We start from the raw sequence: 23,473 nt of genomic DNA, 5'->3' as shown, positions 1-23,473 counted from the left end.
ATCAAATTTTGGCTCTGGCAGGACAATCCACACTAAGCAAAAAACCTATATGGGTAGGGAAGCAGTGAAGCAAATCATACAAAGCCACAAGCTCGGCGGCACACGCAAGGGGAAATCATGGCGGTAGCAGCCGATGGCACGATGACCAACGACGGCAACACCTCCGCCACTGAAGGCGCGGTTTCTGGCGACACATCGTCACAGGAAGCGCGACGCAGCGGTGTCGCAGGCTATGCGCAGTCGCCACAAGGACGTCGCGTTTTGCTGATGGTCGCAGCTGCGGCCGTCATTGCACTCATGATCGGTATCTGGATGTGGAGCCAGAAGACCGAATATCGCGTTTTGTTCTCCAACTTCTCTGACCGTGACGGCGGCGCCATTGTTGCCTCGTTGCAGCAGATGAACGTCCCTTACAAGTATTCCGAAGGCGGCAGCGCGATCCTGGTTCCGGAAACCATGGTGCACGATGCTAGACTGAAACTGGCGGCACAAGGTCTGCCCAAGGGCGGCAATGTCGGCTTCGAACTGATGGAAAACCAGAAGCTCGGGGTTTCCCAGTTCTTGGAGCAAGTCAACTTCCAGCGCGCTCTCGAAGGTGAACTGGCACGCTCGATACAATCCCTTTCTGCCGTACAGGCGGCCCGTATCCATCTGGCCCTGCCAAAAGCCTCTGTTTTCGTCCGCGATCAACAAAAGCCGACCGCATCAGTCATTCTGAGCCTCTACCCAGGCCGCATGCTGGATCCTCAGCAAGTCAGCGCCATTGTGCATCTGGTCGCCAGCAGCGTCCCCGAACTATCACCCAAAGCAGTCACCATTGTTGACCAGAACGGCAACCTGCTCTCCGACACGACGACCAAGCAACCCGGCAACAGCCTCGATCCGACCCAGCTGAAATACGTCCAAGATCTGCAGCAAGACATCGTCAAGCGCGTCGAGTCGATCATCGCCCCTATCGTCGGCAACGGCAACGTGCGCGCTGAAGCAACGGCAGATGTCGATTTCTCGCGCAGCGAACAAGCAGCTGAAACCTTCAAGCCAAACCAGACTGCAGATACCGCCGCAGTGCGCAGCAAGCAAAGCAGCGAATCGCAGAATGGCAGCTCGAGCACTTCCGGCGTTCCTGGCGCACTGACCAATCAGCCTCCAGCTCCTGCCACCGCGCCGATCACCAATCCACCGGTCGCCGGCGCAGCAGCGGGTGCTGCTGGAGCGGCAGCCGCCACCCCAGCCACCACCAATGGCACGTCGCACAAAGACGCTACGATCAACTACGAAGTCGACAAAACTGTACGTTACGTGCAGCAGCCGATGGGTGGCGTGAAACGCCTGACAGTTGCAGTGGTAGTCAATTACAAGCGCACAGTTGACCAAACCGGCAAGGTCGTGATGAAGCCGTTGACCGAAGCCGAACGTGGCCAAATCGCTGACTTGGTAAAAGAGGCAATGGGCTACAACAAGGATCGCGGCGACTCGCTCAATGTTGTCAATACGCAATTCAACAGCGATGCCGAGCCTGAACTGCCGTTGTGGAAGCAGCCGGACATGATCCAGCTGGCCAAGGAGATCGGCAAATACGTCTTGCTGGCCGCAGTATTGCTCTACCTCTACTTCGGTGTTCTGCGTCCGATCATCTGGAAGATCACCGGCAAGGAAGAGAAAGAAGCCCAGGCTCGCGCCGAAGCAGAAGCCGCCGAAGCCGCTGCCAATGCCGCCGCCATGTACGATCCGGACAATCCGGACGCCGTGGTCAACCTCTCCGGCGAAGGTGGAGAGATCGATGAACGTGCCGCTTACAAGGCCAATCTTGAGACTGCCAAGCAATGGGCCAAGAATGATCCTAAACTGGTGGCAAGCATCATTAAGACATGGGTGAACAATGAGTAACGAAGGCGTTGAAAAAGGTGCCATCCTGATGCTCGCTCTGGGCGAGGACGAGGCCGCCGAAGTCATGAAATACCTCGGGCCGCGTGAAGTGCAAAAGCTTGGCGCCGCCATGTCGGCCATGAAAAACATCAGCTTCGAGGACATCAATGAAGTACTGATCGAATTCGTTGGCGAAACCGGTCAGGCGTCTTCGCTCGGCCTGGATTCCGACGAATACATCCGCAGCGTGCTGACCAAGGCGCTGGGCGACGACAAAGCTACATCCCTGCTCAACAGGATCCTCGGCGGCCGCGACGCCAGCGGTATTGAGAGCCTGAAGTGGATGGACGCGCAATCAGTTGCCGAACTGATCCGCAACGAACACCCGCAGATCATTGCGACCATTCTGGTCCACCTTGAGCGCTACCATGCCTGCGACATTCTGAACAACTTCACGGAGCGCCTGCGTAATGACGTTGTGCTTCGTATTGCCACCCTCGACGGCGTGCAGCCGGCTGCGTTGCGAGAATTGAATGACGTTCTGACAAAACTGCTGACCGGCAACGAAAGCCTGAAGAAACAGCAAATGGGTGGTATCCGCACTGCTGCGGAAATCCTCAACTTCTTGTCGGGCGAGAACGAAACATCCGTCATGAACAATCTGCGGGCCTACGACGAAGACATGGCACAAAAGATCATGGACGAAATGTTCGTGTTCGAAAACATTATCGACATCGACGGCCGCGGCATCCAGCTGTTGCTGCGCGAAGTCCAGTCCGAATCGCTTATCGTCGCGCTCAAGGGTGCTTCGCAGGGTCTGCGCGACAAGATCTTCGGCAACATGTCGCAGCGTGCCGCAGAAATGATGCGCGAAGATCTGGAATCCAAAGGCCCTGTGCGCCTGTCGGAAGTCGATGCGCAACAAAAGGCCATTCTGCAAATTGTTCGTCGTCTGGCCGACGAAGGTCAGATCGTGCTCGGCGCCAAGGGCGAAGATGCGTTCATTTAAGGTTGCCACGACCGATGCGTGCGCCCTACCCGGACGCATCGCATCAGTCGTGACCACCCAGCTTTACCGGATCTGAAATGGCATCACGAAACAACATCATTCCCAAAGAACAGATGACGCCGTATCAGCGTTGGGAACTGGCGTCCTTTGATGAAGCAGAGGAATTGCCTCCGCCGACGGAAGAGGAGCTTCTCGACGAACCACCTCCACCACCGGCACTCACGGCGGAACAACTCGACGCCATCCGTGAACAGGCACGCCAGGAAGGCTATGCCGAAGGCCAGCAACAAGGATTGCAAGCAGGTCGCCAGGAAGGCTACATGGCGGGTTTGCAGCAAGGTCAACAAGAAGTCAACGAAACCATCCAGCATTTGCGTCAGATTGCTGTCTCGTTCGGTACTGAAGTAGCGCAATGCAGTGAAAGCATGGCGCCGGAGCTGCTCAACCTCGGCCTGGACTTGTCCAAAGCCATGTTCAAGACCGCTCTGAAGGTCAAGCCGGAACTGATTCTGCCGACCATCAGCGCGGCCATCCATTCGCTGCCCAGTCTGCAATTGCCGGCGTTGCTGTACCTGCACCCCGCCGACGCCGCGTTAGCGCGCGAAAGCATGGAAGACGACCTCAGCCAGCACGGCTGGCGCATCGTTGAAGATCCTGAAATTGAGCGCGGCGGTTGCCGCATCGAAACTGGCACCAACCAGGTCGACGCCACCATGCAGACACGCTGGCGCCGTATCGCAGAATCGCTCAGCAAGCAACTCGACTGGCTGGAGTAGCAGCATGATCGCACCCGGCAACCCTCATTCAAAGGTGCAACGATGAACTCGCCGATGCCCTCCCACTTCAGCCGCTGGCAAGCTTATCTGCACAATTGCAGCGGCCTGGTGGGAATGACTGAGCCAACTCAAATTTCAGGCCGCGTGACACGCGTGGCAGGCCTCGTCATGGAAGCTGTCGGCCTCAAATTGCCGGTCGGCAGCCCTTGTACCGTCCCGCTGCCGAATGGCAACCTGATCGAAGCAGAAGTCGTCGGATTCCAGGATGATCGACTCTTTTTGATGCCGCAGAGCGATGTTGAAGGCATCGTTCCAGGCACCCGTGTCTATCCGGTGGAACCGGTCAAACCGCCACCGCGCACAGGCCCGATCGCTTACGTTCGCCGCCTTGATGAACACAGCCGTCGCCTCCCGGTCGGCGATGAACTGCTGGGCCGCGTACTCGACGGCGCCGGTCGCCCGCTCGACAATCTGGGGCCGCTGCATACCGAAAATTCCGCGCCGCTCAATGTACGCGCCGCCAACCCGCTGGGACGCGCCCCGATTGTCGATATCCTCGATACCGGCGTGCGCGCCATCAACAGCATGCTGACCGTCGGACGTGGCCAACGCATGGGCTTGTTTGCAGGGTCAGGCGTCGGCAAAAGCGTGTTGCTCGGCATGATGGCCCGCTATACCAGTGCGGACGTTATCGTGGTCGGCCTGATCGGCGAACGGGGACGTGAAGTCAAGGAATTCATCGAGCACATCCTGGGTACTGAAGGACTGGCACGCTCTGTAGTTGTCGCTGCGCCAGCAGATACTCCACCGCTGATGCGCCTGCAAGGTGCCGCCTATGCGACCGCGATTGCCGAATACTTCCGCGATCAAGGAAAAAACGTCCTGCTGATCATGGATTCGCTGACACGCTACGCGATGGCGCAACGTGAAATCGCACTGGCCATCGGCGAACCCCCGGCAACCAAAGGTTATCCGCCATCAGTCTTTGCCAAGTTGCCGGCACTCGTCGAACGTGCAGGTAACGGCGATGTTGGCGGCGGCTCGATTACCGCGTTCTATACCGTCCTCACGGAAGGTGACGATCAACAGGATCCGATCGCCGATGCGGCGCGCGCGATTCTCGACGGCCACATCGTACTCAACCGGGTGTTGGCCGAAGCCGGCCACTATCCGGCTATCGATATCGAACAGTCAATCAGCCGGGCCATGCACAGCATTACTTCCATGGAACATCAGCGCGATACGCGCCGGCTGAAACAGTTGTATTCCCGTTATCAACGTAATCGAGACCTCATCAGCGTGGGTGCCTACGCAGCCGGAAGCGATCCGATTTTGGATCAGGCAATCCAGCTTTTGCCACAAATTGAAGCGTTCTTGCAGCAGGGAATTCCGGAAAGAGCGGGTGTTACCGAGAGCTTGGGGCAACTTACCGCTCTATTCCAGTGATTGAGCACTTGGCCCGGAAAATATAATCAAAGCTACCATGGCTACGACCTCTGCCCTCGAGACGCTGATTGAATTGGCGACCAAAGAAACCGATGAAGCGACAAAGCGCTTGGGACGGGCTGTACGCACGAGTGAAGAAGCACAGCAGAAACTTGTTATTTTGGAACAATATCGTGATGATTATGCTTTGCGCTTTCAGGAAAGCTTATCATCTGGTTTGACGGCAATGAGCTATCGCAATTTTCAATTGTTTATTGAAAAAATCGACGGCGCCATTTCGGGACAGCAAGACGTAGTACGCAATGCGCAACAACGTGTCGCCGACGCTCGGGCGGCATGGCAGGCATGCGAACGCAAGCGGATGTCGTATGGCACGCTGGCGACACGCGCCAAACAAACTGCGCAGTTGCGCGAAAGTCGACGTGATCAGAAGCAGACGGACGAGCATGCTTCACGTATCACGTTTTACAAACGGTAATAACCGGTAAGAACGGTAAGCAAGGACTGGCGGAAACGATGAACACACAATTGCCGATATTGAATGTCGCGAGCTTGCAGAATTCTGCACGCCCGGCAACGCAAGCCGATTCTTTCTCGGCCGACGCCGTCCCCTTCAACCAAGTGTTGAACAAGGAAGTCAGCAACCGCAATACCGAAAACCAAAGCAAACCGAACAACGCGACTACGCAGGACAATACGGCTGATGCAGCCAAGCCTGCTGCGCCGACACCTCCGGCAAGCACTACATCCAGCTCGGACAGCAGCACCAAGACGTCTTCCTCAGACGAAAAAACAGACGAAGATCAGGCTGCCGACGATCAGAGCACCACCGATGCAGCGTCGGCGCAGATGCTGGCGCTGGTCGCCAATCTGGGTCAACTCGCGGTTCAGCCGGTCGCCAAGAAAACAACTGATGTCGACATGGATGCTCTCGCCAACCAAAAAGGTGGCAAAAAGAGCATCTCCGTCATCAACGCCAAAGATCAAAAAGACTTGGCCGACCTGCAAAAACAGGATGACGGCAAAGGTGGCAAGCTTGACGTGTCAAGCCTGTCGGACAGCAAAGACGTCACCGACAGCAAGGACAAGCCTGTCTTCCAGGCTCGCTCTGCCGCAGATAAGCCACAAACCGAATCGCCGGTCAGTACCAAAGCTGTTCAAGCCGATCTGCAAGACGCCGCAAACGCTGCACGCGCAGTGAAGGTAGCGCCTGAAGCCGTCGTTAAGCCTGTGGATACAGCGCCTACCGCCGCTACCGTCGTCCCTGCATTGCAACAAACCCTGACTTTGAGCCAGCAAGCTGCGATCGCCGGCCAGGCCGTGGATCGCCTTTCCCCAACGGTAGGCGGCAAAGGCTGGGATCAAGCCGTGGGACAAAAGGTGTTGTGGATGGCCACTAACGGCACGCAAACTGCATCGCTGACTCTCAATCCACCGGATCTGGGCCCGTTGCAAGTCGTCCTGCACGTAACAAATCAGCACGCCGACGCTACCTTTATCACCGCACAACCGGAAGTAAAGCAGGCGCTCGAAAACGCCATGCCGAAGCTGCGCGAAATGATGGATCAGGCGGGCATCCAGCTTGGCCAGGCAACCGTCAATTCCGGCAATCCGAATCAACAGCAAGGCGGCAATCAGCAACAAGCCCGCAGCAACGGCACATCGCACTTCGGCGCAGATGAAGCCGACGTCAATGTCGCTGTCGTGCCCCGCCCTGTCGCGACCGGAGGTCAAGGTCTCGTGGATACATTTGCATAAGCGGAAGAACGCGCAGCAACACGCAAAAACATATAGATAACGCGACGAATAATCGGGTTAACCAGAATTTAAAAAAAGAAGCAGGTGTCCGGACAGCAGCATTCAATATCAGCAGATTCTTGCCGATAGTAATTTGATGTGTACCGCAGGCGCCTACGAAAGGGAAAAATAGATGGCAACAAAAGCAGCAAAACCGGCAGCCAAGGGGGCTGAAGCAGAAGCGCCGGCACCAAAATCGAAAAAAATGCTCTTCATCATTCTGGGCGTCGTTCTGTTGCTGGTGATCGGCGGCGGTGCAGCTGCCTTCATGATGATGGGTAGCAAAGCCAAGAAAGGCGCGGAAGATCATCCCAAAGAAGAGGCTGCCTCCAAGGTACCGGTCTTTGTCGTGATCGAACCTTTCGTGGTCAACCTGCAGCAAGAAACCGGCGATCAGTTCCTGCAAGTCGCGCTCACACTGCAAGTACCGAATGCGGAAACTGCAGAAACACTTAAAGTCTTCATGCCACAAGTTCGTAGCCGTTTGCTGATGGTGTTGTCCAGCAAAAAAGCATCCGAATTGATGACCAATGAAGGCAAACGCAACCTGACCGACGAGATCATCGATCAACTGGGTGAACCATTTGCCGGCGGCGGCAAAGGTCCGACAATTACCGACGTGTTTTATACCTCTTTCGTGATTCAACAGCAGTAGCATCATGGCCGAACACTTTCTATCCCAGGAAGAAGTCGATGCACTCCTAAGAGGAGTGACGGGGGACGAAGACGAAGAAAAAGTCGTCGAAGAAGCCCCCGGGACGGTACGCAACTACAATCTTGCGACGCAAGAACGTATTGTGCGCGGCCGTATGCCGACGCTCGAAATCATCAACGAGCGTTTCGCACGGCTCTTCCGTATCGGCCTGTTCAACTTCATTCACCGTACGGCTGAAATCTCGGTCGGTCCGGTGAAAGTCGCCAAGTACAGCGAATTCATCCGTAATCTGGTCGTGCCGACCAACCTGAACCTGGTTCATATCAAGCCATTTCGCGGTATTGGCCTGGTGGTGTTCGATCCGCAGTTCGTCTTTTTGCTGGTCGACAACATGTTCGGTGGCGATGGCCGTTTCCACACCCGCATTGAAGGTCGTGAATTTACACCGACCGAGCAACGTATCATCATGCGCGTGCTGGAAATCTGTTTCGAAAACTATGCAAAGTCATGGGAGCCGATTTACCCGATCGAATTCGAGTACATCCGCTCCGAGCTGAATACCCAGTTCGCAAATATCGCCACCCCGAACGAAGTCGTGGTCTCGACCACCTTCACTGTCGAACTGGGTCCGGTCAGTGGCGAGATTCACATCTGCACACCGTACTCGATGATCGAGCCGGTTCGCGACAAGCTCACCAGCAGCATGCAAGGTGAAGCGCTGGAAGTCGACAAGCGCTGGATCCGCCTGATGAAGCAACAGATTCAGACTGCCGAAGTTGAGCTCATTGCCAACTTCGGCACCGCCCGCGTCACCTTTACCGACTTGCTGAACATGCAGGTCGGCGATGTCATCCCGCTGCAAACCGTCACGCCGGTTACTGCGCAGGTTGATGGCGTCCCCGTGATGGAATGCAGCTATGGCAAATTAAACGGTCAATACGCATTACGCGTCGAAAAACTGCTATCCATCACACAAAACGAAACACCGGAAAGTATTCAAGGAGAGCAGAATGGCTGAAGATAACGTTGACCAAACAGCGGCGGAAGACGATCCGTGGGGTGCCGCGTTGGCCGAACAAACGCAGGCTGAAGAATCACAGAAAAAGGTTCCAGAAGAAGAAGGCCTCGCCGCCAAGCCGGCTGAAGCAACTATTTTCAAAGACCTCAGTGCTGCCGACCTGCAAACCAATACACCGAACGATATCGACTTCATCCTCGATATCCCGGTACAACTGACTGTCGAACTGGGCCGCACCAAGATCGCCATCAAGAACCTGCTGCAATTGGCACAAGGTTCCGTGGTGGAACTGGACGGCATGGCCGGTGAACCGATGGATGTGCTCGTCAACGGCTGCCTGATTGCACAAGGCGAAGTCGTGGTGGTGAACGACAAGTTCGGTATCCGCCTGACTGACATCATTACGCCCGCAGAACGCATTCGCAAGCTGAATAGATGAGCCGTCCAAGTCGCCTCGGCCTTACTGCGGCTTGCAGGTTTTACAGCCGCAGCTTCTACAGCCTCATTGCAGTTATACCGGCAGCACTCGCTGCCGGTGCGGTTCAGGCGGCCGAGCAACAACCGGCCGCCGCACTCCCCTCTACGACCGGCAGCATTTTCACCATGCTATTGGGCCTGATCGCCGTGCTGGCGCTCATGGTCGGTATCGCATGGCTGTTCAAACGCAGCGGTCTGGCACCGAGTACCAACGGCAATGCTGTTGCAAAAATCATCGGCGGCGTCAGCGTCGGCACGCGTGAACGCGTTATGGTCATTGAAGTCGCTGATCAGTGGATCGTGGTCGGCGTCGCTCCAGGACGCGTCAACACTTTGGCCACCATGCCGCGTCAGGAGCATGTCGCAGCACCGGCCACAGCCTCTGCCAACTTCGCCTCCTGGCTCAAACAAACTATCGATAAGCGTAATGGCAGCAGTTAGAACATTCCTGGCGCGCTCACCTTCGTGGCTGCGCCTCTTACCAGCCCTGTTGCTTTGCCTGCCGCTTGCGGCTTCAGCACAAGGATTGCCGGCCTTTACCAGTACGCCGTCGGCCGGCGGCGGTCAGACCTACAACCTCAGCATCCAGACGATGCTGTTCCTCACATCGCTGTCGTTCATTCCTGCGGCGCTGCTGATGATGACCTGTTTTACCCGCATCGTCATCGTCCTGTCGCTGCTGCGCCAGGCACTGGGTACACAGTCGACGCCGCCGACACAGGTGCTGGTCGGCCTGTCGCTGTTCCTTACGCTGTTTGTCATGGGACCGGTGTTTGACAAGATTTACGTCGACGCCTATCAGCCGTTTTCGGAAAACAAGATTTCCATGATTGATGCCATGGAAAAAGGCTCCGGCCCGCTCAAAGAGTTCATGCTGAAGCAAACGCGCCAGTCGGACCTCGCCCTGTACGTCAAGCTGTCGCACAGCCCGGATCTGCAGGGTCCTGAAGACGTGCCGCTGCGATTGTTGATCCCGGCGTTTATCACCAGCGAACTCAAGACCGCATTTCAGATCAGTTTTGCCATCTTCATCCCCTTTCTGATCATCGACATGGTGGTCGCCAGTATCCTGATGTCCATGGGGATGATGATGATGTCGCCCGCCATTGTTTCACTGCCGTTCAAACTGATGCTGTTTGTGCTTGTCGACGGTTGGCAGTTGCTGATCGGCTCGCTGGCGGAAAGTTTTTACTAAGGTTCGATCATGACTCCAGAAAGCGTAATGTCCCTTGGCCGCCATGCCATGGAAATCACCCTGATGATCGCCGCGCCGATGTTGCTGACCGCGTTGGTGATTGGCCTCGTCGTCAGTATTTTCCAGGCCGCGACGCAAATCAATGAAGCCACGCTGTCGTTTATTCCCAAACTGGTTGGCGTGTTTTTGGCACTCATCATTGCAGGCCCCTGGATGATCAGCGTCATGCTTGACTACATGCGCCTGATGTTCTCCGGCATTCCCGCGATGGTGCAGTAGCACCGGCGAAGATTGCGTGTAATCACAGCAATCCGACAAACACATGATCAACTTCACCAGCGATCAGCTTGCAATCTGGATCGCCTCCTTCATCTGGCCGCTGACCCGTATCCTCGGGTTGTTGTCGATCGCACCACCATTCGGTAGCGCCAGTGTGCCGATGCTGGTCAAGATCCTGCTGGGCGTCATGATCTCGCTGGTGATCGCTCCCGATGTTCCGATACCGCCTGCGCTTGACCCGGCCTCGATCACCGGACTGATGATCCTGCTGCAGCAATTGCTGATCGGCCTGGCCATGGGATTTGCAGTGCGCCTGGTATTTGCCGCCATCGAAATGGCAGGCGAACTGACCAGTACCACCATGGGCCTGGGCTTTGCGGTGTTCTTCGATCCCCAATCGCAAGGCCGCACTTCTGCAATCAGTCAGTTATTTTCACTGCTGGGCACGCTGGTGTTCCTCAGCATCAACGGCCATCTGGTTCTTGTCGCCGTGATGGCAGACAGCTTCCACACACTGCCGATTACAACAGCGCCGATCACGGCAGAAGGATTTCACTACCTCGCCCTGTCTGGCGCACGTATCTTCAGCATGGGACTGCAATTGTCTCTCCCGATGCTGGTTGCCCTATTGATCACCAACGTTGCGCTGGGCATTCTTACTCGCGCTGCTCCGCAGTTGAATCTTTTTGGTATCGGCTTCCCGATCACGATGGTGGCCGGCTTCGTGCTCATTGCCGTATGTTTGCCCTACATGCTCACTCCGATGCAACACTTCCTCAATGACGCGGTAGAAACCGTGCGCATGCTAGGCGGTATGGCGACAATCCCGCCCATGCCTAAGCGCTGACACGCTCCCGGATCACGCTGACCAGCTTTTACAGCCGCATTACATCTACTTTACGCATCTTTACAGTTGAAGGCCGCGATCGGAGGCACACTTACTCCTCGCTGCAATACGCCGCAACACGCTGCAACACCGGGACCGCCTGCCGCCATTTTCCTGGTATTTATCAACTGTCATGACGCATGAATATCCGACAAAAGAAAATCCTCCGCTACCCCCTCATTGCTGCTCTTGCTCTGGTACTTCTGGCCTTTGCCAAACTGGCTTTTTTCCCGTCGACCGTGGCGCCCAATTATCTGACGGCCACTGCTGAGCGACGCGATATTCAAGACACCGTCCTTGCTAGCGGCACCATCAAAGCATTCAAGCAAGTCAGCGTCGGCGCTCAGGCCTCGGGCCAGATCAAGTCGCTCAAGGTCGCTCTCGGTGATCAGGTCAAGAAAGGCCAGCTAGTCGCCGAAATCGATTCGCTTACGCAAGAGAACGCGCTGAAAACCGCCGAAGCCGAACTGGAAGATACCCGCGCGCAATTGCGCGCCAAAGAGGCGACGCTGAAACAATCTGAACTCGCCTACCAACGTCAGCAGCAAATGCTGGCACAGGACGCCAGCTCGCGCGAGAATTACGAGACTGCCGAAGCTACGCTCAATACCACCAGAGCGGACATCGCCGCCCTCAAGGCGCAAATCGACAAGGGCAAGATCTCGGTCGATACCGCGCGCGTGACGCTCGGCTACACCAAGATCACTGCGCCGATTGACGGCACTGTTGTGGCCATCGTTGCGCAGGAAGGCCAGACCGTCAACGCCAATCAAAGTACGCCGACCATCATCAAGGTCGCGCGCATGGACACGGTCACCATCAAAGCACAAATCTCGGAAGCCGACGTCACTCGCGTCTACACCGGGCAACAGGTGTACTTCACCATTCTCGGCGAGCCCGATAAACGCTACACCACCACCTTGCGCTCCATCGAACCGGCACCTGATTCGATCTTGCAGGACGACACCTCGACAACATCCACCACATCGACCACCAGCAGCAGCACGTCGACGGCGATCTATTACAACGGTTTGCTGGACGTGCCCAACCCTGACGGCAAGCTGCGTATCTCCATGACCACCCAGGTATATATCGTGCTGGCTGAAGCGCACAATGCCGTCGTCGTTCCATCCACAGCACTGGGCGAACGCGATGCCGACGGCCGCTACACCGTGCGCGTAATCAATGCGCAAGGTAAAGGCATTGCTACCGCACGCAAGGTGCGTATCGGCATCAACACCAACGCCAACGTGCAAATCACGGAAGGCCTGAACGCCGGAGAGCGTGTCGTCATCGGCAACAGCAATGGTGTTGATACTGCTGCCACCAACACGCGCCGCGGTCCGCCGCCAATGATGTAAGTGGGTGTCGACATGAATACACCCTTACTTGAACTACGGAATCTGTATCGCGAGTTTCCAGCGGGCGAGCAGACGATCACCGTTCTCAATGACGTCAATCTTCGTATCAATGCCGGTGAAATGCTGGCCATCGTCGGCGCGTCCGGTTCGGGAAAATCAACCCTGATGAACATCCTCGGCTGTCTCGATAAGCCGACACGTGGGAGCTACGTCGTCGCAGGCCGGGAAACCGGTCAGCTCACTCCGGATGAACTGGCGCAGCTACGCCGGGAGCATTTCGGCTTCATCTTCCAACGCTACCATCTGTTGTCGGATCTGACTGCACTCGGCAACGTCGAGATTCCCGCCATCTATGCCGGCAAAGAACGTAGCAGCCGTCACGCCCGTGCTACGGAGTTGCTGCGACGCCTCGGACTAGCCGACCGCATGCAGCACAAGCCTGGTCAACTCTCGGGCGGGCAGCAGCAACGCGTGAGCATTGCGCGTGCCCTGATGAATGGCGGCCAGGTCATTCTCGCCGACGAACCCACCGGCGCGCTCGACAGCCACAGCGGGCAGGAAGTCATCAGCATCCTCAAGGAATTGCACGCCGAAGGCCACACCGTCATCATCGTCACACATGACATGCAGGTCGCGGAACATGCCCAGCGCATCATTGAAATCAGCGATGGCGTGATCATCAATGACCGCCGCAAGGAGTCGGTGGAGATAGCCGAAAAGCCACCCTCACCTGCCCCAAAAACGGCACCTGTCGTGAACATGTGGCGCGCCGGTCTGGATCGATTGTCCGAAGCCTTCCACATGTCGCTGCTGGCGATGAATGCGCATCGCCTGCGCACCTTCCTGACGATGCTGGGCATCATCATCGGTATTGCCTCAGTGGTGTCGGTGGTAGCGCTAGGTGCCGGATCGCGCGAGCGTATTCTCAAAGATATCAGCGCCATGGGAACCAACACCATCGACGTCTTTCCCGGCAGTGATTTCGGCGACATGAAAGCCTCGTCGATACGCACGCTGGTACCCGTAGATGCCGATGCACTAGCGCAGCAAGCGTATGTCGACAGCGTCACGCCAAGTGTGGCGACAACATCGTCAGTGCGATATCGCAATGTGTCGGTCAGCGCGCAGATCAGCGGCGTGGGCGAACAATATTTCCGGGTGCGCGGACTCGCCATGACGGACGGACAAAGCTTCGACCGCAGCAGCGTGGAACGGCGCGCTCAAGAAGTCGTCATCGATGCCAATACACGACAAAAATTGTTTGCCGATGGCGTCAATCCGCTCGGTGAAGTAATCCTTCTCGGCAGTGTTCCCTGCCGGATCATTGGCGTGACCAAAAAGCAGGAAAGTGGTTTCGGCAATAACGATAGTTTGAATGTCTGGGTGCCGTACACCACCGCCATGAGTCGCCTGTTGGGGCAAAACTATCTGAAGGGCATCACGGTGCGCGTCAGTGATAGTGTCTCGTCCGCCGCCGCCGAGCAAGGCATCGTGAAGCTGATGACCTTGCGTCATCGCACCAAAGACTTCTATGTTTTCAACACGGACAGCATTCGCCAGACGATCGAAAAAACGACTGCCACACTGACCTTGCTGGTGTCGATGATCGCCGTGATTTCACTGATCGTCGGTGGCATCGGCGTGATGAACATCATGCTGGTATCGGTCACCGAACGCACGCGCGAAATCGGCGTACGCATGGCTGTCGGTGCGCGTCAAAGCGACATCATGCAGCAGTTTCTGATCGAAGCAGTGCTGGTATGCCTGTCGGGCGGCTTGCTCGGCGTCTTGCTGGCGCTGTCATTCGGAGCCTTGTTCGCCAGCTTCAGCAAAAACTTCGCGATGGTGTATTCGACGACCTCGATCATCTCTGCCTTCGTCTGCTCCACCCTGATCGGCGTCGTGTTCGGCTTCCTTCCTGCGCGTAATGCGGCGCAACTTGATCCGGTCGATGCACTGTCGAGAGAATAATGAAGAAACATCCTACATTTCGTCCTGCAGCTTTGGCAGCAATCATGTTGTCCACTGGCTTGCTGAGCGCCTGTGGCTCACTGGTGCAAACACCTTATGTCGCGCCCAGTACTGCTATCCCCGCGACCTGGACTCACGGCGATGGCCGTGCTGAACTCGATGGCGGCAAATGGTGGCAACATTTTGGCGACGCCAATCTGGATCGCCTGATCGATGAGGCACTGCGCCGCAATAATGATCTCGCGGCAGCCACCATCAAGGTGCGCCGCGCACAGCTTCAGGCCGGCATCGCCGCGGACGAACGCCTGCCTGCATTGAGTTCCAGCACATCGACTACTTACAACCGTTATCTGCGCAATGAGCGCAGCAGCTACAAGACAAGTTCTACAGCGGTGACGCTGAGTTATGAGGCCGATCTCTGGGGTAAGCTGGGTAGCCAATACGACGCCAAGAAATGGGAAGCTCTGGCCACTGAACAGGATAGAGAAAGCACCGCCCTCAGCCTGATCGGCACGACCGCCAATCTGTACTGGCAAACCGCCTATCTGAATCAACGTATCGCACTAAGTCTGGAAAGCATTGCCTACGCCGAGAAGACGCTCGCGCTGGTGCATACGCAATATCAGGCCGGCGCCGTGTCCTCATTGGAGGTATTGGAAGCGGAGCAGAATCTCTCGACCCAACAGTCGACGCATACCGAGCTTCTGCAACAACAGGTTGAGGCGGCCAATTCGCTCGCCCTGCTCTTCGACGGCCCGCCGGGGAAAAGCTATCCGTCGCCGCAACGTTTGCCTGAGCAAGCATTACCGCAACTTCAGGCCGGGCTGCCTGCGGATCTTCTTGGACGCCGTCCGGATCTGCGTGCGGCGGAATTGCGCCTGCGTGAATCGCTCGCCACCGTTGACTACACCCGCGCCAGCTACTATCCCAGCCTGACACTCACAGCAGCAGCAGGCGGCAGTAGCCAGGATCTTCGCAATGTCTTGCTCAATCCTATCGGAACGCTCGGGGCCGGACTGATGCTGCCGTTTTTGCAATGGAACCAGATGCAGCTGAACATCAAGTCCTCGCAAGCGGATTACGAGAGCGCCGTAGTGAGCTTTCGCCAGACGCTCTACACCGCGCTTGCCGATGTCGAAAACGCGCTGTCGGCGCACGAGCAATACGCTAACCAGGGAGCTTTGCTAGAGAAGAATCTGAAAGCCGCACAGACAACGGAACGTCTCTATGAGCTACGTTACCGTACAGGCTATGTTGCATTGAAAGACTGGCTGGATGCGCAGGAAAAGCGCCGCACAGCGGAAGTGTCGCTGGCGCAGAACCGCCTCAACCGATTAAATAACCAGATGACGCTGTATCAGGCGCTAGGAGGTGATATGCAAGGCGAGGACAAGCTGGCTGCAGCAGAAGCGCCGACAGCAATACCACCATCAAGCAAACAATAGAATAAGTGACAGGAACAAGATACCGGATGAGCACAGGCTCACCCGGTAGAGAGAATTACTTGAGGTAGTTCAACAGCGACAGGCTGCTAGTCGTTACGAACGACTTCTGCGCAGCTTGCAGATAGGTTGATTGCAGCGACAACGCACTGATGCTGTCAGCCAGATCGGATGGATTACGTCCCAAAAGATCATTGGCGGTTTGGGTATAAGACTCGTTTTTGACCAAGCCGGCAGCGTCCAGATTGTCCAATTCTTTTTGACGTGCACCAACCGACGCCGTCACCGAACCGACGTTATTGATTTCCTTGTCGATAGTGGCACCGAGCTTGTTCAGACCACGTGTGAGCGCTTCCTGGCTACCGGTTACTGGTGTACGTGCAGCATTGGCAGCATCAGAAGTCAATTTTGCGGCGGCCGCGGTCGACAACAAGGTCGCGTAGTTGGGGTCAGTCGGTTGAGCGGCATCCAGCGCCGCTTGTGCGTTCTTGTACGCCAAAATCGGCGTCTGTCCCGAACCGGCAGGATAGACATACGCATTCGCTGCGTCGGCGTCGGCCTTATTAGCAGCTTCCGTAACAGGAACTGCCAACAAGGCGATCATGCTTTGCATGGTCTGGAAAATATCCTGACCACCACCTTGAAAAATCGACGTGCCCGAAGCACTGATTTCCATCTGGCGCGAAGAATCCACTTGCAGACTCAAGGCACCTTGGTCGCCGTTATAGACGATGTTGCCCGTAGTCGGATCAGCGGAAAAAGGTTGAGTCGTACTCTTGAAGCCGGCAAACAAATAATTCCCCTGGCCATCTGTACTGTTCGCAAAACCCAGCATTTCTTTCAGATTGCCTTGCAACTCCGATGCCAGATTGCTGCGTTCGGCATTGGTGTACGTAGCGTTGCCGGCGGCGATGCCGTTCGACTTGAGCTTGGTCAACATGTCGGTAACACTACCCAACACGCCATTCACCTGATCCAGCGAGCTGTTGGCGTTTTGCCGATTGGTGGCGTACTGCGCATTCAATGCCTGCGTCTGTGACAAATCCAGTGCGCGTGCGGAAGCCACCGCATCGTCCGACGGATTCAAGACTTTCTGGTTGGCTGTTACTTGTTGATTCAGCTTCAATATCGAGGACTGCATGCTGGTCAACTCGGTATTGCTCAACTGATAGAGCATGCTTGTGCTAATGCGCATTTTGATCTTCCTTAAAACTAACCACCAAGGGTAAACAAGACATTCAACATATCACTGGCAGCCTGAATGATTTTGGCGGCAGCCTGATAGGCAGTCTGATTCTTGATCATGTTCGCCAGTTCTTCATCCTGGTTCACACCCGATTCTGATTGTTGCTCGGTCTGGATTGCTGTCAGACGCGCTTTTTCCGCATTGTTAGTTACATCGATTTCATTGGTCTTGTTACCGATGAAGCTGACCATCTGCGAATACGAACCTTGAATTGAAGTATTGCCGATCGTATTAGCGGTTTGCAGTGCGTTCAACGCCAGTGCATTGCGGTTGTCGTTCACGCCATTGGTGTTGGGCTTGACTGCAAACACGTCACCATCTGAAGGCGTACCGGTGATCTGGAAGCTGAAGCCGCCAGTGGCAATTTTGTCGCCGGCGGCGAAAGGAATCGATGTCACACCGGCGCCATAAGGCGTCGTCGTACCGTCGGCATGTGTCACTACCACCGCCGACAACGTCGCCGGGGCAGTGGCGCTACGCACCAAGGCCTTATTCTGACCATCATAGGTATAGTTCAATGCAGAGCCGGCCGGCAATTGGGTAAAGCTCGATGTTGCAGGAGGCCCGGGCAGATCCAGCTCCACCTTACCTGCACTGATGGTCGCTGTACTGACGTTTGGCGAAGTCAGTACAAAACTGTCGCCGTTTGCCGGTGTACCGCTCAATACAAAACTCACGCCGCCACTGGAAATCGTCGCGCCCGCAGTATAAGGAATCGGTACACCCGACGCATAATTGACTGTCACACCGCCACTTGTTACGGACGATGCCGCCGCCGGCGTCAAGGACAGATTGCCGCCGTTAAATGTATAGGTCTGCGTCGTTCCCGGCGTCGCCGAGTTCTGGTTCACAGCAATCGCGGAAACTGCACCGCTACCGGTATTCGTTGCGCCAAGCGACGATTGCGCCGTAAGCTGTGTCTGTCTGGTCACGCTGGTCACGATCGGCGCAGCGGTTGCAATACTCTGAGTACTCGTGAGCGCAACGCTGATTGTGCCGGCGCCAGCGACCGTCGGTTTAATCAGGAAGCTGTCACCAGCGACCATTGTTGGGGCAGCGTACTGCACGCCATCGACGATGACCGGAAACGTTGTCCCGGGTGGCGTAATGGTTGTTACGTTATTGTCAGAAAGACGAGTAATCGTGTAGTTGGTACCGTTGTAGCCCAGGCTATAGTCACTAGTAGTGAGCTTGGACGCATCAACAATGGTCGCCGTCAATGCAGCAGTTGCAGAGTTACCGGTGGTGCTATTAACGACTGGTGTTCCAACATTAAAAAAATTGGTCCCCATCACACCGTTCTGGTCCTGCCCCAGTTTTTGCTGTGTATTGATGGCAGACGCCATCGCTATAGCAACACGACCCAGCGTATTCTGCGCGACATCAAGCGTCTCAGTACGATATGACAAAACGCCACCGAGACTACCACCGCTGAACGCACTGTCCGGAATCAGAATGGTGTTGCCATTGCTCTTGAAAGAAAGTTGCAGACGGGTAGGATCGTTAGCCGCCGGCGTCGCCACCAGAGTTGACACCTGGTCGCCCAGAACCAGAGGCTGACCATTGCCAATGAAAACGCTCAAGGAGCCGTTATCCTGCGGCAAGGTTGTAACTTTAACAATTTTATTCAAGTCTGCGACTGCCTGATCACGTTGATCCAGCAAATCGTTTGGCGCCACGCCGCTGGCACCTGAGGCTTTTAGAATAGCCATATTCAGCGCCTGAATCTGCGTGGCATAGGAGTTAATACTATCGACGCTGGAAGTAATCTGACTGTTGACGCTGGTGCGACTCTGCGCCATCTGGTCGTTCAGACTTTGGAAACGTGCAGCCAACGTTTGGCCTGCAGACAACGCCGCCTGACGGGCAGCGTCGTTATTCGGTGTCGATGCCAGGTTTTGCGTGGCCTTGAAGAAATCTTGCAAGGCTGGCGACAAACCTGCGGAAGTGTCTGCCACCAGATTATCGAGCTGGCTGATCTGCGAGTAATAGGAATCCAGTGAGCTGGCCGTCGTCTGCGACGCCATCACCTGTTTGTTCAGGAAGTCGTTATAAACGCGCTTGATTTCAGCGACTTGGGTTCCTTGCCCTACAAAACCATAGCCGTAGTTAATACCGCCAGCCGTGCTTTGTACGACCACCTGACGGTTGTAGCCTGGTGTTGTCGCATTGGAAATATTGTGGCTGGTCGTTGCCTGCGCTGCCTGAGCCGCGGCGAGTGCACTCTGCCCGATACTGAAGATGCTGGTAGCCATACGATATTTTCTTTAACGGAATATGTCCTAGTCAACGGCAGTTGGCTGAGAAACTTTAGGAGCCGTTACCAATGAATTTGAGAGTCCAGGAAGCTGGCAGCGTTCCCTGAGATGAGCGAATTCACGCACATTCCAACTTGATAGAGGCCAAGCCAATACCTGATCAGGCTGAAAGCGATTGCCGAATAATGCGCGATAGCTTTTCCGCATAATGCGGGTCAGTTGCATAGCCTGCGCGTTGCAGGCCATAGGCAAAACCGTGAGCGTCTTGCGCGTTCGCCAACACTTTTTCGTAGCGAGGATTGCTACGCAGCAGCTTGGCGTAATCCTGGAAGGCTTCCGAGTAGGAGTCGTAAGCGCGGAATTTTTCAACCTTGCGTTGTGCCACGCCATTGACGTACTCAACCGTGGTCGCCTCAACCACCTTGCCGGTCCAGTTGCCTGTGGCCTTGATGCCGAACAGATTGTGCGCCGAGCTACCGTCGCGGGCGCGAATTTCCTTCTTGCCCCAACCGGTTTCCAATGCCGCTTGTGCCAACATGAACTTGGCTGGAATTCCGGTAACCTGGCTGGCGGCTTCCGCATCGGCCTGCAAACGGCTCTGGAATGCTTCGACATGCGCCGGGCGTTGCTGACCACCCTTGTTACGTTTGCCACCGCCTTGCGATGCATCATCGGTGCTGTTGGCGATACCTTGTACCAGACGCGCCTTGTCGAGGTCACTCAGGCTATTGGCCAGCGGGATATCCAGCGGCAACGAAGACGAGGATGCGTCATCGTCGGTCGGCAATTGCTTATTGAGGCTATGTGAAAGCTGACGCACCAGCATATCAGCCAGGCCAACGCCTCGCTGCGCCATGTTCTGGCTCAACTGCTGATCCAGCATGCTGGTAAACATCTTGGTCTGCTGATTGTCGAACAAGCCGTCTTGCGGCGTCGCGTCGCGCATGCTCTTCATCATCATGTTCAGGAACAAGGCCTCGAACTGTTTGGCCGCGCCCTTGAGCGACTCCGGCGACTGCGCAGCTGCCGACGACTTCAGGCTGTTCAGACTGTTGGCATCGACGGCAAGGCTTTCAGTCGGATTGACCGGCTTGATGTTGTTGATCATGAGCTTGCCTTGATTAGATGATTTCCAACTCGGCGCGCAGCGAACCAGCTGCCTTCATCGCTTGCAAAATTGCCAGCAAATCCTGAGGTGTTGCTCCGATGGCGTTGAGCGCCTTGACCACATCGGCCAAAGAAGCACCGCCCTTCAGATACATGACTTTGCCGGGAGTCGAGTTGATCGAAATCTGGGCATTCTGATTGGCCGCCGTCTGGCCACCAGACAAGGCGCCTGGTTGACTAATGCTGTTTTCAGCATTGATCACCACGGACAGATTACCGTGCGAAACGGCGCAGGTATCGAGACTCACCGACTGGTTCATCACGACGGAGCCGGTACGGGCATTCAGAATCACCTTCGCACTGACACGCGCAGGGATAACGTCAATATTTTCAAGTGCGCCGAGGAAAGCGACACGCTCACCGCTACCGACCGGGGCACGGATACGAATCACGCGGCCATCCTGAGCTACTGCAGTATCAAAACCGAAGCGCTTGTTCACAGCTTCCACCACACGGCTAGCGGTGGAGAAATCGTTGTCGTTCAATTCAAGATTGATGGCGTCGCCCTGGCCCAGTGCCGAAGGAACCGCGCGTTCAACTGTGGCGCCAGCAGAAATACGGCCTACGCTCAATTGATTGATGGTGGTGCTGCTACCAGCTGCCGAGGCGCCAGCGCCGCCGACCACGATGTTGCCTTGGGCGATTGCATAAATCTGACCGTCTGCACCTTTGAGCGGTGCCATCAACAGGGTGCCGCCGCGGATACTTTTCGCGTTACCGATGGATGACACGGTGACGTCCAGCGTCTGGCCCGGTTGTGAGAATGCAGGCAAGGATGTCGTCACCATCACGGCCGCAACGTTCTTCAACTGCATGTTGCTGGTTGACGTGCTGGGAAGATTCACACCCAGCTGCTGAAGCATACTGACAACGCTTTGCACTGTGAACGGCGTTTGCGTGGTTTGGTCACCGCTGCCGTCGAGACCGACTGCGAGGCCGTAACCGACCAATTGATTCTGACGTACGCCCTGAATGCTGGCGAGATCCTTAAGACGCTCGGCGTGCGCGACACCGGCACTGAGCAAAGTAATGGAAGCGAGCAGAACCGACACCAGCCGGCTGGTCTGCTGCGCCAAGAATAAACGTTGAATCATCATGCGACTCCCTGATCAGAACGGTGAGACGCTGAAGAAAAAGCGCGACAACGAAGACATAAACTCGGCCATATCGACACGTGTATTGGTGCGATATTCCACTTTGGCGTCGGCCACAGCAGTCGACGAAACAGTATTACCGGTAGCGATCTTGTCGGGGCTGACGGTACCCGAGAAGCGTACATATTCAACACCCTTGTCGAGCGCGACCTGCTTCTCTCCGCTAACAATAAGGTTACCGTTCGGCAGCACTTCGATCACTGTCACACCGATGGTGCCGGTGAAGTTGTTACTGGACGAAATAGCGCCCTTCTCGTCGTATTTGTTGGTGCTGCCGCCGCTGCCCGACAACTCTTTGATGGAGGTGCCGAACAAGGTGGGTGCAATGGCAGACGCACTGCCCGTCTTGCTGGACGAGCTGCCAGCCGATTTGGCAGCGGTTGTGTTTTCATTGATGACAATGGTCAGCGTATCGCCAACCAGACGCGCACGACGATCTTCCAGCAACGGACGATATGCCGCGGACTGGAAAATCGCGCCGTTGGTCGGTGGCGCATACGAAGCCGGTTCGGGCCGGGCCGACTTCGGCCCGGTGACGATCGACTCCGGCACGGTAGTACATCCAGCGATGGCGAACATCCCGATGATGGCAGCAAATTTCAACAGGCTATTCATGTTTGCCTCATCCCATTTCATCAAAACAAAGTAGTACAAATACGCAATACAACAGCCATTACATTTGCGACAGTTTTGCCAGCATCTGGTCAGATGTGGTGATTGCTTTACTGTTGATTTCGTAAGCGCGCTGGGTCTGGATCATGTTGACCATTTCCTCGACGACGTTGACGTTCGACGTTTCAACGTAGCCCTGCCACAGTGCGCCTGCGCCGTTGGTGCCCGGGGTATTTGGTGCAGGTGTACCCGACGCGGCAGTTTCTGCGTACAGGTTCTCGCCCTTGCTTTCCAGACCGGCCGGATTGATGAAGGTAGCGACCTGCAGCGTACCGATCTGTGTTGACGTCGCCGAACCAGCCTGCATGATCGAGACCGTGCCGTCACGACCGACTGACAGCTTGGTGGTGTTGGCTGGAATTGTGATCGGTGGTTGCACCGTGTAGCCGCTGGAAGTCACCAATTGGCCTTGGCTATCAGTCTGGAACGAGCCGTCGCGCGTATATTGCGTCGTGCCGTCCGGCATGAGCACCTGGAAGAAACCAGCGCCTTGAATGGCGATGTCCTTGTCGTTGTCTGTCTGGTTCACGTTACCTTGCGTATGAATACGCTCGGTTGCGACAGGACGCACACCGGTACCGATTTGCAGGCCCGATGGCAATTGCGTCTGCTGCGACGACTGGGCGCCTGGCTGGCGAATTGTCTGGTACATCAGGTCTTCAAACACCGCGCGCGAACGCTTGAAACCGTTGGTGCTGACGTTAGCCAGGTTATTGGAAATCACGTCCAGCTGCGTTTGTTGCGCATCCAGACCAGTTTTGGAAATCCACAAGGAACGAATCATTTTTTCTCCAGTAC

22 protein-coding genes are annotated in these 23,473 nt (G+C 55.9%); 16 read left to right on the top strand and 6 right to left on the bottom strand.

Going from position 1 to position 23,473, the window contains the following annotated elements; all coding sequences use genetic code 11:
• Positions 1 to 117 precede the first annotated feature (117 nt).
• The 16 genes from fliF (at position 118) to PQR63_RS03580 (ending at position 16,181) form a co-directional block, all read left to right on the top strand.
• On the top strand, positions 118 to 1,887 hold the full coding sequence (gene fliF / locus PQR63_RS03655; RefSeq protein ID WP_408165726.1) for a flagellar basal-body MS-ring/collar protein FliF: 1,770 nt from the start codon (positions 118 to 120) through the stop codon (positions 1,885 to 1,887).
• Positions 1,880 to 2,875: a flagellar motor switch protein FliG gene (gene fliG, locus PQR63_RS03650; RefSeq protein WP_050476039.1), complete on the top strand. Its 996-nt coding sequence runs from the start codon at positions 1,880 to 1,882 to the stop codon at positions 2,873 to 2,875. Before fliF ends, fliG begins: the two co-directional genes overlap by 8 nt.
• Before the next feature lie 77 nt (positions 2,876 to 2,952).
• The gene (gene fliH, locus PQR63_RS03645) at positions 2,953 to 3,651 is read left to right on the top strand and encodes a flagellar assembly protein FliH (RefSeq protein WP_408165724.1); all 699 of its coding nucleotides are present in this window, start codon (positions 2,953 to 2,955) and stop codon (positions 3,649 to 3,651) included.
• Between the two features lie 42 nt (positions 3,652 to 3,693).
• Positions 3,694 to 5,097 carry a flagellar protein export ATPase FliI gene (fliI, locus tag PQR63_RS03640; protein ID WP_408165722.1) on the top strand — a complete coding sequence of 468 codons (1,404 nt, stop codon included), beginning with the start codon at positions 3,694 to 3,696 and terminating at the stop codon, positions 5,095 to 5,097.
• Between the two features lie 37 nt (positions 5,098 to 5,134).
• Positions 5,135 to 5,575, top strand: coding sequence for a flagellar export protein FliJ (gene fliJ, locus PQR63_RS03635; protein WP_094563317.1), 441 nt, complete (start codon positions 5,135 to 5,137; stop codon positions 5,573 to 5,575).
• 38 nt (positions 5,576 to 5,613) lie between these two features.
• Positions 5,614 to 6,855: a flagellar hook-length control protein FliK gene (locus PQR63_RS03630; protein ID WP_408165720.1), complete on the top strand. Its 1,242-nt coding sequence runs from the start codon at positions 5,614 to 5,616 to the stop codon at positions 6,853 to 6,855.
• Positions 6,856 to 7,027: 172 nt separating this feature from the next.
• A complete protein-coding gene (gene fliL / locus PQR63_RS03625; protein ID WP_408165718.1) occupies positions 7,028 to 7,549 on the top strand; it encodes a flagellar basal body-associated protein FliL in 522 nt (173 codons plus the stop codon).
• A 4-nt stretch (positions 7,550 to 7,553) separates the two neighbouring features.
• Complete coding sequence (gene fliM / locus PQR63_RS03620; protein WP_408165717.1) at positions 7,554 to 8,567, top strand: flagellar motor switch protein FliM; 1,014 nt, start codon at positions 7,554 to 7,556, stop codon at positions 8,565 to 8,567.
• On the top strand, positions 8,560 to 9,006 hold the full coding sequence (fliN, locus tag PQR63_RS03615; protein WP_408165715.1) for a flagellar motor switch protein FliN: 447 nt from the start codon (positions 8,560 to 8,562) through the stop codon (positions 9,004 to 9,006). Before fliM ends, fliN begins: the two co-directional genes overlap by 8 nt.
• Positions 9,003 to 9,485, top strand: a complete 483-nt coding sequence (fliO, locus tag PQR63_RS03610) for a flagellar biosynthetic protein FliO (protein WP_408165713.1) — start codon at positions 9,003 to 9,005, stop codon at positions 9,483 to 9,485. Before fliN ends, fliO begins: the two co-directional genes overlap by 4 nt.
• Positions 9,472 to 10,239 (top strand): flagellar type III secretion system pore protein FliP, encoded by a 768-nt coding sequence (fliP, locus tag PQR63_RS03605; protein WP_408165711.1) that lies wholly within the window; start codon positions 9,472 to 9,474, stop codon positions 10,237 to 10,239. The genes fliO and fliP overlap by 14 nt, the downstream gene beginning before the upstream one ends.
• 9 nt (positions 10,240 to 10,248) lie before the next feature.
• On the top strand, positions 10,249 to 10,518 hold the full coding sequence (fliQ, locus tag PQR63_RS03600; RefSeq protein WP_408165709.1) for a flagellar biosynthesis protein FliQ: 270 nt from the start codon (positions 10,249 to 10,251) through the stop codon (positions 10,516 to 10,518).
• Positions 10,519 to 10,561: 43 nt separating this feature from the next.
• Complete coding sequence (gene fliR / locus PQR63_RS03595; RefSeq protein ID WP_408165708.1) at positions 10,562 to 11,365, top strand: flagellar biosynthetic protein FliR; 804 nt, start codon at positions 10,562 to 10,564, stop codon at positions 11,363 to 11,365.
• Positions 11,366 to 11,544: 179 nt separating this feature from the next.
• The gene (locus PQR63_RS03590) at positions 11,545 to 12,765 is read left to right on the top strand and encodes an efflux RND transporter periplasmic adaptor subunit (protein WP_408165706.1); all 1,221 of its coding nucleotides are present in this window, start codon (positions 11,545 to 11,547) and stop codon (positions 12,763 to 12,765) included.
• Between the two features lie 12 nt (positions 12,766 to 12,777).
• The gene (locus PQR63_RS03585) at positions 12,778 to 14,736 is read left to right on the top strand and encodes a MacB family efflux pump subunit (protein ID WP_408165704.1); all 1,959 of its coding nucleotides are present in this window, start codon (positions 12,778 to 12,780) and stop codon (positions 14,734 to 14,736) included.
• Positions 14,736 to 16,181: an efflux transporter outer membrane subunit gene (locus PQR63_RS03580; RefSeq protein WP_408165703.1), complete on the top strand. Its 1,446-nt coding sequence runs from the start codon at positions 14,736 to 14,738 to the stop codon at positions 16,179 to 16,181. The genes PQR63_RS03585 and PQR63_RS03580 overlap by 1 nt, the downstream gene beginning before the upstream one ends.
• Before the next feature lie 55 nt (positions 16,182 to 16,236).
• Here the strand turns inward: PQR63_RS03580 and flgL are convergent, their stop codons facing one another.
• The 6 genes from flgL to flgG all read right to left on the bottom strand — a co-directional run bounded on the left by flgL (position 16,237) and on the right by flgG (position 23,459).
• Positions 16,237 to 17,373, bottom strand: coding sequence for a flagellar hook-associated protein FlgL (flgL, locus tag PQR63_RS03575; protein WP_408165701.1), 1,137 nt, complete (start codon positions 17,371 to 17,373; stop codon positions 16,237 to 16,239).
• 17 nt (positions 17,374 to 17,390) lie between these two features.
• Positions 17,391 to 19,679, bottom strand: coding sequence for a flagellar hook-associated protein FlgK (gene flgK / locus PQR63_RS03570; protein ID WP_408165699.1), 2,289 nt, complete (start codon positions 19,677 to 19,679; stop codon positions 17,391 to 17,393).
• Positions 19,680 to 19,842: 163 nt separating this feature from the next.
• Positions 19,843 to 20,790, bottom strand: a complete 948-nt coding sequence (flgJ, locus tag PQR63_RS03565) for a flagellar assembly peptidoglycan hydrolase FlgJ (RefSeq protein ID WP_408165697.1) — start codon at positions 20,788 to 20,790, stop codon at positions 19,843 to 19,845.
• A 13-nt stretch (positions 20,791 to 20,803) separates the two neighbouring features.
• Positions 20,804 to 21,943 (bottom strand): flagellar basal body P-ring protein FlgI, encoded by a 1,140-nt coding sequence (locus PQR63_RS03560; protein WP_408166134.1) that lies wholly within the window; start codon positions 21,941 to 21,943, stop codon positions 20,804 to 20,806.
• A 15-nt stretch (positions 21,944 to 21,958) separates the two neighbouring features.
• A complete protein-coding gene (locus PQR63_RS03555; RefSeq protein WP_408165695.1) occupies positions 21,959 to 22,618 on the bottom strand; it encodes a flagellar basal body L-ring protein FlgH in 660 nt (219 codons plus the stop codon).
• A 58-nt stretch (positions 22,619 to 22,676) separates the two neighbouring features.
• Positions 22,677 to 23,459 carry a flagellar basal-body rod protein FlgG gene (gene flgG / locus PQR63_RS03550; protein ID WP_408165693.1) on the bottom strand — a complete coding sequence of 261 codons (783 nt, stop codon included), beginning with the start codon at positions 23,457 to 23,459 and terminating at the stop codon, positions 22,677 to 22,679.
• Positions 23,460 to 23,473 lie beyond the last annotated feature (14 nt).

The organism is Herbaspirillum rhizosphaerae (assembly GCF_046025915.1).
Taxonomy (GTDB): domain Bacteria; phylum Pseudomonadota; class Gammaproteobacteria; order Burkholderiales; family Burkholderiaceae_D; genus Herbaspirillum; species Herbaspirillum rhizosphaerae_A.
Note: the sequence above shows the minus strand (reverse complement) of the source record. Positions and strands in the feature narration are given on the sequence as shown.

Excerpts from the sequence above, each read along its gene's own strand:
- fliL (WP_408165718.1), top strand. The coding sequence starts at position 7,028 with ATGGCAACAAAAGCAGCAAAACCGGCAGCCAAGGGGGCTGAAGCAGAA.
- fliG (WP_050476039.1), top strand. The coding sequence starts at position 1,880 with ATGAGTAACGAAGGCGTTGAAAAAGGTGCCATCCTGATGCTCGCTCTG.
- fliI (WP_408165722.1), top strand. The coding sequence starts at position 3,694 with ATGAACTCGCCGATGCCCTCCCACTTCAGCCGCTGGCAAGCTTATCTG.
- flgJ (WP_408165697.1), bottom strand. The coding sequence starts at position 20,790 with ATGATCAACAACATCAAGCCGGTCAATCCGACTGAAAGCCTTGCCGTC.
- fliO (WP_408165713.1), top strand. The coding sequence starts at position 9,003 with ATGAGCCGTCCAAGTCGCCTCGGCCTTACTGCGGCTTGCAGGTTTTAC.
- fliP (WP_408165711.1), top strand. The coding sequence starts at position 9,472 with ATGGCAGCAGTTAGAACATTCCTGGCGCGCTCACCTTCGTGGCTGCGC.
- fliQ (WP_408165709.1), top strand. The coding sequence starts at position 10,249 with ATGACTCCAGAAAGCGTAATGTCCCTTGGCCGCCATGCCATGGAAATC.
- fliM (WP_408165717.1), top strand. The coding sequence starts at position 7,554 with ATGGCCGAACACTTTCTATCCCAGGAAGAAGTCGATGCACTCCTAAGA.
- fliH (WP_408165724.1), top strand. The coding sequence starts at position 2,953 with ATGGCATCACGAAACAACATCATTCCCAAAGAACAGATGACGCCGTAT.
- PQR63_RS03580 (WP_408165703.1), top strand. The coding sequence starts at position 14,736 with ATGAAGAAACATCCTACATTTCGTCCTGCAGCTTTGGCAGCAATCATG.
- flgK (WP_408165699.1), bottom strand. The coding sequence starts at position 19,679 with ATGGCTACCAGCATCTTCAGTATCGGGCAGAGTGCACTCGCCGCGGCT.
- fliF (WP_408165726.1), top strand. The coding sequence starts at position 118 with ATGGCGGTAGCAGCCGATGGCACGATGACCAACGACGGCAACACCTCC.
- PQR63_RS03585 (WP_408165704.1), top strand. The coding sequence starts at position 12,778 with ATGAATACACCCTTACTTGAACTACGGAATCTGTATCGCGAGTTTCCA.
- PQR63_RS03560 (WP_408166134.1), bottom strand. The coding sequence starts at position 21,943 with ATGATTCAACGTTTATTCTTGGCGCAGCAGACCAGCCGGCTGGTGTCG.
- flgG (WP_408165693.1), bottom strand. The coding sequence starts at position 23,459 with ATGATTCGTTCCTTGTGGATTTCCAAAACTGGTCTGGATGCGCAACAA.
- fliR (WP_408165708.1), top strand. The coding sequence starts at position 10,562 with ATGATCAACTTCACCAGCGATCAGCTTGCAATCTGGATCGCCTCCTTC.
- flgL (WP_408165701.1), bottom strand. The coding sequence starts at position 17,373 with ATGCGCATTAGCACAAGCATGCTCTATCAGTTGAGCAATACCGAGTTG.
- PQR63_RS03590 (WP_408165706.1), top strand. The coding sequence starts at position 11,545 with ATGAATATCCGACAAAAGAAAATCCTCCGCTACCCCCTCATTGCTGCT.
- fliJ (WP_094563317.1), top strand. The coding sequence starts at position 5,135 with ATGGCTACGACCTCTGCCCTCGAGACGCTGATTGAATTGGCGACCAAA.
- PQR63_RS03630 (WP_408165720.1), top strand. The coding sequence starts at position 5,614 with ATGAACACACAATTGCCGATATTGAATGTCGCGAGCTTGCAGAATTCT.
- fliN (WP_408165715.1), top strand. The coding sequence starts at position 8,560 with ATGGCTGAAGATAACGTTGACCAAACAGCGGCGGAAGACGATCCGTGG.
- PQR63_RS03555 (WP_408165695.1), bottom strand. The coding sequence starts at position 22,618 with ATGAATAGCCTGTTGAAATTTGCTGCCATCATCGGGATGTTCGCCATC.